Raw genomic sequence first — 12,878 nt, 5'->3', positions numbered from 1 at the left:
CCATTTCAGAGCATTTCACCACCAACGCAAATTTCACTAGACATGTAACGTCCATTACATAAATATCATTTAGCCATTTTATGAAACAAAAACGACACTCAGCTTCCAAGGCACCCCGATGCCCTCTCTCCGAGACCTGATCACCGACCCCGCCCTCGACCTGACGCCTTCAGAGCGCAAAGTCGTGCGCGCCCTGCTCGACCACTACCCGCGCAACGGATTGGGGCCAATGTCACGCCTGGCAGAACACGCCGGGGTCAGCGACCCGACCATCGTGCGCTTGGTGAAGAAACTCGGCTTCAGCGGCTACGGGGAATTCCAGGAAGCCCTGCTCAGCGACATGGACGACCGCCTGCGCTCCCCTAGCACCCTGCTGCGCCCACGCTCACAAGTGGCCCAGGGCGATACCTGGAGCCGCTACCTGGCGGACAGCCAGCGCGCCCTGCACGACACCCAGTCCCTGACCCAGCCCGAAGACATCCGCGTACTCATGGACTGGCTGCTGGACAGCCGTCATCAGCTGTACTGCTTTGGCGGACGCTTCAGCAGCTTCCTCGCCCACTACCTGCTCAACCACCTGCGGCTGATGCGCCCCGGCTGTTTCTTTCTTGAAGACAACGCGCAACTGCCGGACCGCCTGTTCGATCTGCAGCGCCAGGATGTGGTGCTGCTGTTCGACTACCGCCGCTATCAGTCCCAGGCCCTGCGGGTGGCCAGCGCAGCCAAGGCGCGCAACGCCCGGGTGGTGCTGTTCACCGATATCTATGCCTCGCCGCTGCGGGAGCTGGCGGACCTGATCATCAGTGCCCCGGTGGAGTCCCTGTCGCCATTCGACACCCTGGTGCCGGCGCTGGCCCAGGTCGAGGCGCTGATCGCCTGCCTGACCCCGCGCAGCGCCGATCTTGATCAACGCCTGGAGGGCATCGACGCCCTGCGGGCGCAATTTGATACCCATGTGCTGGAGGAGAAATAAGGATGTTCAGCCTGCCCCACCGTTCGCCCCGGGACTTGCCCTTCGTCGTCGATCACACGGCCCTGCTGCTGGTGGACATGCAGCGCGCCTGGCTCGAACCGCAGTTCGACCCGCACCTGCAAGGCCCCGAGGGCGAGGCCTTTCTCAAGCGTGCCCGGGAGCAGGTGATCCCCAACCAGCAACGCCTGCTGGCCGCAGTGCGCGAAGCACGGCAGAACGTGCTGCACACCATTATCGAAAGCCTGACCGCCGACGGCCGTGACCGCTCCCTGGACCACAAGCTGTCGGACATGCACCTGCCCAAGGGCAGCCCCCAGGCGGCAATCATCGACGAGCTGGCACCGGTGGAAAACGAGATCGTCCTGCCCAAGACCTCTTCCGGGGTGTTCAACTCCACCAACATCGACTACGTGCTGCGCAACCTGGAAACCCGGCACCTGATCGTCGCCGGGATCGTCACCGACCAGTGCGTGGACATGGCCGTGCGTGACGCCGCCGACCGCGGCTACCTGGTGACCCTGGTCGAGGACGCCTGCGCCACCTATAGCGATACTCGGCACCAGGCCTGCCTGAATGCGATCAAGGGCTACTGCTGGATCACCGATACCCAGACCGTGCTCGGCCGCCTGCGGGAGATCCGCGGATGAGCCGCGGCCAGGGCATCGAGGCCCTGACGCCACTGGCCATGACCAGCATCGTCACCACCGATTTGATCGGCGTCACCCGGGGCCGCTCCTTTCCCAGCGACGAGCTGGAGCGCTACCGGGTCGGCGGCTGTGGCTGGGTGCCGGCCAACAGCGCCCTGACGCCCCAGGACCTGATCGCCGAGGACAACCCCTGGGGCGCCTATGGCGACCTGCGGCTGATTCCCGACCTGGACAGCCGGGTCACTGTCGGCGCCGGTCCGGATGCCACGGCCGCGCCCCTGGACTACATTCACGCCGATATCTGCCAGACCGATGGCCAGCCCTGGGCCGCCTGCCCGCGCACCCTGCTGCGCAACGAAGTCGAGCGCTACCGTGAGCTGGGCATCCAGATCACCGCCGCCTTCGAGCACGAATTCAACCTCGACAGCGGCGCCGCTCAGCGCGAGCACCTGGCCTTCTCCCTGGAGGCCCAGCGCCAGGGCGCGGCCTTCGGTGGCTGGCTGCTGGCGGCATTGCGGGCGGCCGCTGTCGAACCGGAAATGTTCCTCCCCGAATACGGCAAGCAGCAATACGAGATCACCTGCCGCCCGACCCAGGGCCTGGCCGCCGCCGACCGCGCGGTGAACGTGCGCGAGATCACCCGGGAGGTGGCCCGGCAGCTGGGGCAACGGGTCAGCTTCGCCCCCAAGACCGCGGCGGACGCCGTGTGCAACGGGGTGCACCTGCACCTGAGCCTGCAAGACCTGGACGGTACGCCACTGCTCTACGATCCCCTGGCGGTCCGCGGCGACGACCTGTCACGGCTGGGCCAGCACTGGGCCGCCGGGGTGCTCAAGCACCTGCCGGCACTGTGCGCCTTCACCGCGCCGACGCCGCTGTCCTATGAACGCCTGCAACCCCATCACTGGAGCGCCTCCTACGCCTGCCTGGGCCTGCGCAACCGCGAAGCCTCGCTGCGCATCTGCCCCACCGTGGACATCGGCGGCAAGCCCTTGGCGCCGCAGTACAACCTGGAATTCCGCGCCCTGGATGCCACCGCCTCGCCACACCTGGCCATGGCCGTGATCCTGATCGCCGGACGCCTGGGCCTTGAACAGAAGCTGCCGCTCAACGCAATGACCGACAAGGTCCCCGATGAGCTGAGCACCGAACAGCGCCTGGCCAGCGGCATCGTCCCCCTGCCCAGCACCCTGACCCAGGCCCTGGAATGCCTGCGCAGCAACACGGAATTGCTGCAGACCCTGCCGCCGGAGCTGCTGAGCACCTATTTCGCCGTCAAACAAAAGGAAGTGTCCCTGACCGAGCACCTGACCGCTGCCGATCTCTGTGAGCACTATGGACACCTGTACTAAATCCGCCGAGCACGGTTTCTATACCGAGCCGGCCTATCGCCTGTTCCGCGAAGACTCCACGCATCCGCTGATCCTGGTGTGCGAACACGCCAGCCACTACATTCCACCGGCCCTGCACGACCTGGGCCTGGACAAGGTGGCGGCCCGCGAGCATATCGCCTGGGACCCGGGCGCCCTGGAACTGGCCCAGAGCCTGTCCCGGGCCCTGGGCGCGACCCTGATCGCGGCCAACTATTCGCGGCTGCTGATCGACCTCAACCGGCCGCGGCATGCCCCCGACAGCATCCCGCTGCAAAGCGAGATCTATCAGGTGCCGGGCAACCAGCACCTGGACGAGGCCACCCGCGAGTACCGCCGCCAGCAGCTGTTCACGCCGTTCCACCAGCGTCTGCAGCGGATCATCGACCGGCGCCTGGCCGAGGGGCGCGAGGTACGAGTGGTGGGGATTCACAGCTTCACCCCGGTGTACTACAGCCAGCCACGCGCGCTGGAAGTCGGCGTGCTGTATGGCAGCGCCACCGCCTACGCGGCGCGGATACTGGAAGGTTTGTGGACCCTGCCGATAAAGGTGGCGGGCAACCAGCCTTATGAAATCGACCCCTTGAGCGACATGACCGTGCCGGTGCACGGTGATGCCCGGGGCCTGGAGTCGGTACTGATCGAGGTGCGCAACGACCTGTTGCGCAGCCCTGAAGCGGTGCAGCACTGGAGCGACTGTCTGGCGCCACTGCTGTAACGGATGTTGAAAGACGCTTGAACGCAACAAAGGCTGTTTGCAGGACAGGAACAACAACAAGAAAAACCGCTGTGGTGTGTCTTTAACCCTGCCAGGTTCAAACACAGGCCGGCGCGCGAGGCGTCAATGACGACCCTCGCCGCCGGATGCGCCCACTTACATTGGCTACAAGGAGAACTGCTTCATGGAGATTGAAGAATTCGGCTACAAACAGGAACTCAAGCGCGGGCTGAGCCTGCGCGACCTGGTGGTCTACGGGATGATTTTCATGATCCCCATCGCCCCGTTCGGGGTCTACGGCTACGTCAACCAGGAAGCCCCGGGCATGGTGCCCCTGGCCTACATCATCGGCATGGTGGCGATGGTCTTCACCGCCCTGAGCTACGGCGCCATGGCCCGCGCCTTCCCCATCGCCGGCTCGGTCTACTCCTATGCCCAGCGCGGCCTCAATCCCCATGTCGGCTTTCTCGCCGGCTGGCTGATGCTCCTGGACTACCTGCTGATCCCGCCGCTGCTCTACGTCTACGCGGCCATGGCCCTCAACCACCTGTACCCGGAAGTGCCCAAGGTCGGCTTCATCCTGGCGTTCCTGGTCAGCGCCACCTTCGTCAACCTGCGGGGCATCACCTTCACTGCGCGGATGAACATCCTGTTCCTGCTGGCGCAACTGGTGGTCCTGGGGATCTTCCTGTTCTACGCCTGGAACGCCCTGCACGGCGGCACCGGCAACGGCCAACTGACCCTGGCGCCGCTGTACAGCCCGGAAAACTTCCACTTCGGCATGCTGATGCAGGGCGTCTCGATTGCGGTGCTGTCGTTCCTGGGCTTTGACGCCATCTCGACCCTCGCCGAAGAGGTCAAGGGCGATCCCGGCCGCAGCGTCGGTCGCGCCGCCCTGATCACCCTGGTGGTGATGGGGGCGATCTTCGTGGTGCAGACCTGGATCGCCACGGACCTGGCCGCCGGCATGGGCTTCAAGTCCGCCGACACCGCCTTCTACGAGATCGCCGAACTGGCCGCCGGCAGTTGGCTGGCGACCCTCACCGGGGTGGCCACGGCGCTGGCCTGGGGCGTGGCGGTGGCCATTACCTCGCAAGCCGCGGTGTCGCGCCTGCTGTTCGGCATGGCCCGGGACGGCAAGCTGCCCAAGGTGCTGGCCAAGGTCCACCCGAAACACAACACCCCGCACATCAGCATCTACCTGGTGGCGGTGCTGTCGCTGCTGATCTGCTACCTGTTCATCAACTCGGTGGACACCCTGACCTCACTGGTCAACTTCGGCGCCCTGAGCGGCTTCATGCTGCTGCACATCACCGTGATCAATTTCTACTGGCGCCGGCAGAAGTCCGGCCAGGTGATCCGCCACCTGATCTGCCCGGTGATCGGCTTCGTGATCGTCAGCGCCATCATGTACAACATGGGCGTGGATGCGCAGAAGCTCGGCGCCATCTGGATAGCCGCCGGGCTGGTCTACCTGTTCCTGCTGAACAAGCTGGGCAGCGGTGCCGCCCTGCCCGATCCGCTCAAACCCTAAGTGAATTACCTGCGGCGCCGGATGGCGTCGCGTTTCCCCCCGAGGCAGCCGCCAAGAGCCGCCCGGGGACAGGCCGGCGGATCCCGCGGCCGTGGAACTGCGTGGTAACCGACAGTGATGTCTGGCCCATGTTCGCCCCCCGGGGCGAGCGGCCCTTGATACAGGAGTGCACCCATGCTGGCTTTGCGTCCCGTGGCGTTATTCGATCTGCCCCAACTGCTGCGCCTGGCCCGCCAACGCCTGCTGGGCGTAACGTCCCTGGTGGATGACGAAACCTACCTGCGGGAAAGGATCCTCGACTCCCTGGCGTCCTTTGCCAAGACCGAGGCCAGCCAGGGCCCGGAGAACTACTTTCTGGTGCTCGAGGACCCAGACAGCGGCCTGCTCCACGGCTGTTCCGACATTCTTGCCACGGCGGGCTTTGCCGCGCCGTTCTACAGCCTGCGCAACCGGCCCTTCATCAGCAGCTCCCGGGAGCTGAACATCGAACACGGGGTGCCGACCCTGTCCCTGTGCCAGGACCTCAGCGAACAGACCCTGCTGCGCAGCTTCCACGTGGACCCGGCGTTGTCGGGCACGCCCCTGGCGCAACTGACGTCCCGGGCGCGGTTGCTGTTCATGGCCGCTCACCCCCAGCGCTTTGCCGAGAGCACCATCAGCGAGATCGTCGGCTACAGCAACGCCGCCGGCGAGTCGCCGTTCTGGGAGGCGGTGGGCCAGCACTTCTTCGACCTGCCCTACATCGAGGCCGAACGCCTGTGCGCCCTTCAGGGCCGAGGCTTTCTGGCCGAACTCATGCCACAGTACCCGCTGTACATCCCGATGCTGCCGCCGTCGGCCCAGGACTGCATCGGACGGATTCACCCCGATGCGCGGGAGGCCTGCGACATCCTGATCGACGAGGGCTTCGCGCCTACCCAGTATGTGGACCTGTTCGATGCCGGGCCGACCCTGCAGGCGCGCAATAACCAGCTACGCTCGATCGTTCAGAGCCGGGTCGCGACCAGCTACCTCAGCCCCCAGAGTGGCCAGGGTCGCCACTGGTTGCTGAGCAATGACCGACTGCAGGGATTTCGCGCCATTGTCGCGCCTCTGGATGAAGCCCCGGGCGATGTGATCGGGCTCGACCCGTCGATGCTCCAGGCCCTGCAAGTGACACCGGGCGAACCGGTACGGGGAATCGCGTTATGAGTGGCCCGCCGCTTCTGCGCTGCCCGGGACTGTTGCAAGGAGTGCACCGATGATCGTCCGTCCGATCCGCGTCACCGATCTGCCCGGCGTGCTGGCTTTGCTGGAGGGCAGCTGTCGCGAGTTGAACAACCTCTCCACCGACCCCGAACGCCTGGCCCATCGCTTGCGCTGGGCCCAGCGCACCTTCGCCAGCCGGGTGGAACGGGCCGATGCCGACTACCTGTTCGTGCTGGAGGACGACGACCAGCAAATCATCGGCATCTGCGGCCTGAGCGGCGCCATCGGCCTGCGCGAGCCTTGCTACAACTACCGGGTCGGCATCACCCGTGGCAGAGCCCCGGGGCTGGGTATCGACAAAGAGATCCCGACCCTGTTCCTGTGCAACGAGATGACCGGGCAATCCCAGCTGTGTTCGCTGTTCCTGCGCCGCGACCAGCGCCAGGGCTACACCGGCCGCCTGCTGTCCACTGCACGCTTGCTGTTCGTCGCCGAGCACCCGACGCTGTTCGGCGACAAGCTGGTGGCCGAATTGCGTGGCCAGCTCGACAGCCAGGGCTGCTCGCCGTTCTGGGACAGCCTGGGCCGACACTTTTTCAAGATGGACTTCCAGCAGGCCAATCGCCTGTCCAGCCATGGCAGCAAATCCTTCATCGCCGAACTGATGCCGCGCCAGCCGCTGTACACCTGCCTGCTCAGCCCACAGGCCCAGGCGGCCATCGGCCAGGCCCACCAGAGCACCGAGCAGGCGGTGAACATCCTGCGCGACGAAGGCTTCAGCCATCAGGGCTGCATCGATATCTTCGACGGCGGGCCGCTGATCGAGGCCGAAGTGGCGAAGATACGCAGCGTGCGCGAAAGCCAGACCCTGCCGTTGCTGGTGGGCCGCCCGGACGAACAGGCGCCGGTGTGGCTGATTCACAACCGCCGCCTGGAAAACTGCCGCATCACCGCCGCCCCCGGGCGCCTGGTTTCAGGCTGCCTGCTGGTGGACCGCCTGACCGCCAAGCGCCTGCAACTGCAGCCAGGGGACTCGGTACGCGCCGTGCCACTGTTGGCCTGCCCGGCGCGGCCTCAGGGCCAGTCCGGGATCGCCCTCGCGCCGGACGCCGCCCTGCCCCTGTAGCCACGAGATTGACGAACGCCGGGGCGAATGTTCATATGCCGCCCAGTTTCAGGTGCCTCATGCCGCCGTGCACGAGGTGAAACGGGAAACCGGTGCGCCCTTTCAGGGCCAGTCCGGTGCTGCCCCCGCAACGGTAAGCGAGTGCTGCATTCAACACGCCACTGTACCCAAGGTATGGGAAGGCGAATGCCGCCAGACTCGCAAGCCCGGAGACCGGCCTGAAACGTCTGTTTGGCAATCCTGCGGTGGGCGGGCATGGGCCGGTATGGTCGCGTGCCTGTGGCCGATACCTTCTCCTGCGTGCTTCCCGAAGTCACTTTCGAGAAGACCAAGAATGACAACAACTGACACCTTCCTTGCATGCGACTGGCGTGCACCTCGGCGCCCCCTCAGCGGTGCCCTGCTCGGCTGCCTGTTCAGCCCCCTGCTGCTGGCGGACGACACTCCCCTGACACTGGAGCGGCAATGGGTTTCCGCCCCTTCGGTGGAGTCCACCACAGTGGCCGAAATGGCCCGGTACGGCAGCAAGGTGGAGATCATCGACCGCCAGCAGATCGAACGCGCCGGCCCCAGCAGCGACATCACCCGAGTGCTGCAGATGTACGTCCCCGGCCTCTACGTCGCGCCGAAAAACGGCCCCTTCGACTACGGCACCTATTCACTGCTGGGGGGCCGCAACGACGACACCCTGATCCTGCTGGACGGCGTACGCCTGAACAACCGTCTGTACGGCGGCCTGTACCTGGACACCTTGCCGGCCAATGCCATCGAACGCATCGAAGTGCTCAAGGGCGGCCAGAGCCTGCTGTTCGGCACCCAGGCGGTGTCCGGGGTGATCAACATCGTCACTCGCAGCCCCCAGACCCGCGACACCTCCGGCGAGGTCAACCTGGGCCTGGACAGCTTCATGGGGCAAAGCGGCGATGCCCGGGTGGAGCGCATCCTCAGCAATGGTTTCGGCGACCTGGGCCTGCTGGCCTATGTCAGCCACAACGTCTCCGATGGCTACCAGCCCTATCGCAACAGCGCCTACAGCGCCAGCACCCGGGACAAGAAACGCGGCTATGAAGTGACCACCTTCGGCGCCAAGGCGATCCAGGGCTTCGCCGACGATTCGCGCCTGGAACTGTTCTACCAGTACAGCGATGCCAACCTGGATTTCGCCCGCCCGGTGAACAACCAGAAGACCACCAACGACCGCATCCAGCAGATCGCCACCGCGACCTTCGAGCAGCGCCTGAGCGAGCGTTTCAGCTACTTCGTCAAGGGCCATGTCAACGACTGGGACACGCGCTACAGCAAGATCGACAGCCTCAAGGACGGCCGCCTGGTGAGCAAAAACCGTAACGACTACTGGGGCTTCACCGACTGGGGCCTGCAGGCCGAAGGCAAGGCCGAGCTGGACGGCGGCCATGTGCTGGTGTTCGGCACCGACAACCAGTGGTTCAAGGGCCAGGACGATGTGCTCAAGATCGACAATAACCAGGCCCAGGCCAATGCCCTGTACACCCAGTTGCGCCCGGTGTTCGCGGCGCTGCCCGACTGGCACCCGAGCCTGGGCATCCGCCACGAGAAGATGAGCGGCGGCGAAAGCGCCACCGTGGGCATGCTCACCTCCCTGTACGACCTCAACGCCCATTGGCAACTGCGCGGCCAGTACGGCAGCGCCTTCAAGCTGCCCAACGCCGAGCAGTTGTTCGTCAACGAGGACTACGAACAAGGCAACCGCAACCTCAAGCCGGAAAAGAGCCTGAATGCCGAGCTCGGCCTGGACTACAAGGGCAGCCTGCTGGCCGGCGAGTTCAACGCCAGCGTCACGGCCTTCCAGCGCAAGATCGACGACCTGATTGCCCTCGATGGCATCCACTGGGTCAATGGCCAGGGGCGGATCAAGGTGCGCGGCATGGAGGTCGACGGCCGCTGGCAGTTCAGCCCGCGATGGAACCTCTCGGCGGACCTGACCCGCAATCTGCTGGAGTCGCGCAACGGCGTGACCCTGAGCAACATTCCCGGCTTCTTCGCCCGCTCGCGACTGGGCTACGAGTCCGAGGATGGTCAGTGGGGCGTGGGGGGCGCGATCCGCTACATCGGCCAGATCGACAGCGCGAAGAAGGTCGACTACGGCCACTACTCGGTGGTGGACGCCGATGCCTATCGCTACCTCGACAGGGCCCAGCAACATCGCCTGAGCCTGCTGGTGGAGAACCTGTTCGACCGCGACTACACCACCAGCATGACCAGCAGCGCGCCGGCGGTGGACAACCTCGGCCGGCCCTTTACCAGCGAAGTGCGCTACACCTACCGCTTCTGAGGCCCAACGACATGCACAAGGACTATCAACGGGTGCTGTTCGTCGGCCCCGGCCTGCACGGCGGCACCCTGGGCGAAGCCTTTCGCCGCGAGCTCAAGGCGCTGCGCAACGAGGACGCCGGCACCCGGGTGATCGACACCCTGGACGGCTTCGACAGCCTCTGGGCCGCCCTGGAGGAACCCTTGCCCGAGGACGGCGCGGCGCTGCTGGTGGTGGACCTGGAGCCCAGTTCCGACAGCGCTTACCTGGACTGGCTGCGCGATGAGCTGGGACGCCTGGCCCGGGCCCATCCCCAGGCGCCGCAGCTGTGGATCACCGCCCAGGCCCTGGGCCGTCGCGGGCTGGATGCAGCGCTGGCCTGCGCCAGCATCGCCCAGCACGAGCGGCACCTGCCCTGCGATCAGGTCAACGCCGTGGCCAGCGACCCGGACTGGTCGCGGGTGCCACCCCATGCCCGGCAGGTGTTCCTGTGCACCGGCCCGCGCTGCGTGCGCCGCGGTGCCCTGGCGCTGTGGAAGACCCTGCGCCGTGAACTGCTGCGCCTTGACCACATGGAAACCCCCGGCGGCGTGCTGCTGACCCGCACCGCCTGCCAGTTCCCCTGCAACCTGGGGCCGGTGCTGACCGTGCACCCCGATGGCTGCTGGTACCGGGTCAGCGACGACCGCCAGGTCGTGCGTCTGGTGCAGGGGCATCTGCTGGCAGGTGAGCCGGTGCAGGATCTGCTGATCCCTTCGCCGTATGCGGGGGTGGCGGATGCCTAGGAAGATCCTCGGCCTCCTGCTATGGCTGGCGACCGGGCCGGCCCTGGCGGCCAGCTACGACAACTGCGCCAAGACCTGGACCGTCGAGGACCCTCCCCGGCGCATCGTGGCCCTCAACCAGCACAGCGCCGATCTGCTGCTGGCCCTGGGCGCCGGGCCGTCGATGATCGGCGTCGCCTACCTGGATGACGACAGTCAGGCCCAAACCCAGGGGCAGTACCACGGCGTGCCGGTGATCGCCCGGCAATACCCGTCGGCGGAGGTGCTCTACAGCCTGAAGCCCGACCTGGTGGTGGGCGGCTTCGCTTCGGCATTTCCCGACAACTTCAGCTCCCGGGAGCGCCTGGGGCGCATCGGCATTGCCAGCTACCTGCTGGAGTCGGCCTGCGCCGGGCATGATGAGGACTACTTCGGGCATATCCGTCGCGACCTGCGGACCCTGGGCCGGCTGTTGCAGCAGCCAGCCCGGGCCGAGCAACTGATCGCGGCCATGGAGGCCGACCTTGCTGCGGCAGCAGCCTTGTACCGGGGCCGCGACACGCCCGCGGTGTTCTACCTGGACAGCGAGGTCAACGGCCTTGCCAGCCAGGGCCAGCGCGGTTTTGTCGGGGTACTGCTGCAAGCCGCCGGCGCCCGCAACAGCTTCGCCGCCATCGACCGCCCGCGCCTGACGGTCGACAGCGAAACCCTGCTGAGCAACGACCCGGACGTGCTGCTCCTGGCAGACGCCCTGTGGTCACCGGCCACGCGCAAACGCCAGCTGCTGCAGCGAGACCCGGTGCTGTCGCGGTTGCGGGCGGTGCGCGAAGAGCGGCTGATCGACATCCCCTTCGCCCAACTGGTGCCGGGCATCGCCAGCGGCCGCACCGCGCTGGAACTGGCGCGGCGCCTGCACCCTGCTCCCCCGTAGGCGCCGGCTTGCCGGCGAAGCGAGCACCGCCAGCCCCCGCGACGCGCCACCCGACGCCTTCGCGGGCAAGCCCGCTCCTACAGACCGCACCCACTGTAGGAGCCGGCTTGCCGGCGAACGGAACACCGCCAATCACGCGGCGTACATGCCGACGCCTTCATGGGCAAGCCCGACCAGAGGCAGGTATTACAGAGGATTCAACACCCGGCGCGAAGGCCGCTCCGGCGGATGGCAGGTGACGTTGTTGCGACCAGCGGTCTTGGCGGCATACAGGGCCTGATCGGCATCGTTCAACCAATCCATGGCGTCCTCGTGCATGGGGTTGAACGCCGCCAGGCCAATGCTCAGGCTCACCTGCAACGCCGGATTCTGTTCGTAGCCAAGGGCCGCGAAGCGCCCGCGCAGCGCCTCCATCAGATCGGCGGCGTGCTCCAGCGGCACGTCCGGCAGGATCACGCAGAACTCATCACCGCCATAACGCCCGGCCTGATCGCTGGCCCGCAGGTTCTGCCGGAGGAGCTTGCTCAACTGGCGCAGCACCACATCCCCGGCCACATGACCGTAGGTGTCGTTGATGGCCTTGAAGTGATCGATGTCGATCAGGGCGATGGCGCCACCATGGGCCTGGCGCTGGCAACGCTGGAACTCGATCTCCAACTGGTCCTTCCAGGCACCGTGGTTGAGCAGCCCGGTCAGGCTGTCGGTGCGACTCAGGGCCAGCAGCTCGCGCTTGTGCCGGCCCAGGGTCGCCGCTTGCTGGTAACAGATGTAGCCCAGCACCATCGGGTACAGAGTCAGCATCGGCAGGCAGGCATACAACTGCTGCGGCGTGGTCAGGGGAGTGAACGACAGCCCGAACACCCCCAGGCCGATGCCAATGCCCAGGACCTGGGCCCCACAGCCGGCAAGAAAAAAACGCACCCCGCCCAGGGCGATGTTGTTCATCGCCATCATCCCCAGGGTGGTGGCCAGCGGCAGCGGATTGAACTGCATGGCCGCGACCCAGAACCCGCCCAGCAGCGAATCCACCAACAGGTTGCGGTACTCGGCGCGAAACGGCACCTGGGACCATCGGGCCCACTGATAGGCCAGGTGCGGCCAGACCAGGGCGTTGAACAGCATCAGTCCCCAGACCCAGGGCGCCGGTTGCAGCGGCCACATCCCGGCGGCCACGCACAGCAAGCCCAGGCCAAGGCCCAGAATCCGCGATTTATACAGCCTCCTGGCCAATGACAGTCCCTTGCCTCTGGTGTACTGCGCAGGGGCCAAGTTGCCTCCGTCCAGCGATGGGAAAGATGCAGCGAGCGATAGGTGAGCTTGACCGTTGCAAGTCTAGC

The 12,878-nt window shown here is 66.1% G+C and carries 11 protein-coding genes and 1 riboswitch; of the genes, 10 read left to right on the top strand and 1 reads right to left on the bottom strand.

Annotated elements, in window-relative coordinates:
* Positions 1–118 precede the first annotated feature (118 nt).
* The 10 genes from J5M73_RS30035 (at position 119) to J5M73_RS29990 (ending at position 11,541) form a co-directional block, all read left to right on the top strand.
* Positions 119–973, top strand: a complete 855-nt coding sequence (locus tag J5M73_RS30035) for a MurR/RpiR family transcriptional regulator (RefSeq protein ID WP_102861851.1) — start codon at positions 119–121, stop codon at positions 971–973.
* Between the two features lie 2 nt (positions 974–975).
* Positions 976–1,620: an isochorismatase family cysteine hydrolase gene (locus J5M73_RS30030; protein WP_102861852.1), complete on the top strand. Its 645-nt coding sequence runs from the start codon at positions 976–978 to the stop codon at positions 1,618–1,620.
* Complete coding sequence (locus J5M73_RS30025; protein WP_102861853.1) at positions 1,617–2,972, top strand: glutamine synthetase family protein; 1,356 nt, start codon at positions 1,617–1,619, stop codon at positions 2,970–2,972. Before J5M73_RS30030 ends, J5M73_RS30025 begins: the two co-directional genes overlap by 4 nt.
* A complete protein-coding gene (locus J5M73_RS30020) occupies positions 2,956–3,708 on the top strand; it encodes an N-formylglutamate amidohydrolase (protein WP_102861854.1) in 753 nt (250 codons plus the stop codon). The genes J5M73_RS30025 and J5M73_RS30020 overlap by 17 nt, the downstream gene beginning before the upstream one ends.
* A 184-nt stretch (positions 3,709–3,892) precedes the next feature.
* Positions 3,893–5,242, top strand: coding sequence for an APC family permease (locus tag J5M73_RS30015; protein ID WP_102861855.1), 1,350 nt, complete (start codon positions 3,893–3,895; stop codon positions 5,240–5,242).
* Positions 5,243–5,416: 174 nt separating this feature from the next.
* Positions 5,417–6,433, top strand: a complete 1,017-nt coding sequence (locus tag J5M73_RS30010; RefSeq protein WP_102861856.1) for an arginine N-succinyltransferase — start codon at positions 5,417–5,419, stop codon at positions 6,431–6,433.
* Positions 6,434–6,482: 49 nt separating this feature from the next.
* Positions 6,483–7,556: an arginine N-succinyltransferase gene (locus J5M73_RS30005; protein WP_102861857.1), complete on the top strand. Its 1,074-nt coding sequence runs from the start codon at positions 6,483–6,485 to the stop codon at positions 7,554–7,556.
* A 33-nt stretch (positions 7,557–7,589) separates the two neighbouring features.
* Positions 7,590–7,793: riboswitch (cobalamin riboswitch) on the top strand.
* Between the two features lie 97 nt (positions 7,794–7,890).
* Positions 7,891–9,867, top strand: coding sequence for a TonB-dependent receptor (locus J5M73_RS30000; protein ID WP_243433987.1), 1,977 nt, complete (start codon positions 7,891–7,893; stop codon positions 9,865–9,867).
* An 11-nt stretch (positions 9,868–9,878) separates the two neighbouring features.
* Positions 9,879–10,631 carry a (2Fe-2S) ferredoxin domain-containing protein gene (locus J5M73_RS29995; protein WP_102861859.1) on the top strand — a complete coding sequence of 251 codons (753 nt, stop codon included), beginning with the start codon at positions 9,879–9,881 and terminating at the stop codon, positions 10,629–10,631.
* Positions 10,624–11,541 (top strand): ABC transporter substrate-binding protein, encoded by a 918-nt coding sequence (locus tag J5M73_RS29990; protein ID WP_102861860.1) that lies wholly within the window; start codon positions 10,624–10,626, stop codon positions 11,539–11,541. Before J5M73_RS29995 ends, J5M73_RS29990 begins: the two co-directional genes overlap by 8 nt.
* Positions 11,542–11,727: 186 nt before the next feature.
* On the opposite strand, the gene J5M73_RS29985 is transcribed toward J5M73_RS29990, so the two are convergent.
* Entirely contained in the window at positions 11,728–12,810 is a 1,083-nt protein-coding gene (locus tag J5M73_RS29985) for a diguanylate cyclase (protein WP_102861861.1), read from the bottom strand.
* Positions 12,811–12,878 lie beyond the last annotated feature (68 nt).

The organism is Pseudomonas sp. 50_B (genome assembly GCF_017491625.1).
GTDB lineage: Bacteria > Pseudomonadota > Gammaproteobacteria > Pseudomonadales > Pseudomonadaceae > Aquipseudomonas > Aquipseudomonas danubii.
This window is presented reverse-complemented; position numbering and strand designations above follow the sequence as displayed.

Excerpts from the sequence above, each read along its gene's own strand:
- J5M73_RS29995 (WP_102861859.1), top strand. The coding sequence starts at position 9,879 with ATGCACAAGGACTATCAACGGGTGCTGTTCGTCGGCCCCGGCCTGCAC.
- J5M73_RS30015 (WP_102861855.1), top strand. The coding sequence starts at position 3,893 with ATGGAGATTGAAGAATTCGGCTACAAACAGGAACTCAAGCGCGGGCTG.
- J5M73_RS30020 (WP_102861854.1), top strand. The coding sequence starts at position 2,956 with ATGGACACCTGTACTAAATCCGCCGAGCACGGTTTCTATACCGAGCCG.
- J5M73_RS30035 (WP_102861851.1), top strand. The coding sequence starts at position 119 with ATGCCCTCTCTCCGAGACCTGATCACCGACCCCGCCCTCGACCTGACG.
- J5M73_RS30030 (WP_102861852.1), top strand. The coding sequence starts at position 976 with ATGTTCAGCCTGCCCCACCGTTCGCCCCGGGACTTGCCCTTCGTCGTC.
- J5M73_RS30005 (WP_102861857.1), top strand. The coding sequence starts at position 6,483 with ATGATCGTCCGTCCGATCCGCGTCACCGATCTGCCCGGCGTGCTGGCT.
- J5M73_RS30000 (WP_243433987.1), top strand. The coding sequence starts at position 7,891 with ATGACAACAACTGACACCTTCCTTGCATGCGACTGGCGTGCACCTCGG.
- J5M73_RS29990 (WP_102861860.1), top strand. The coding sequence starts at position 10,624 with ATGCCTAGGAAGATCCTCGGCCTCCTGCTATGGCTGGCGACCGGGCCG.
- J5M73_RS30010 (WP_102861856.1), top strand. The coding sequence starts at position 5,417 with ATGCTGGCTTTGCGTCCCGTGGCGTTATTCGATCTGCCCCAACTGCTG.
- J5M73_RS30025 (WP_102861853.1), top strand. The coding sequence starts at position 1,617 with ATGAGCCGCGGCCAGGGCATCGAGGCCCTGACGCCACTGGCCATGACC.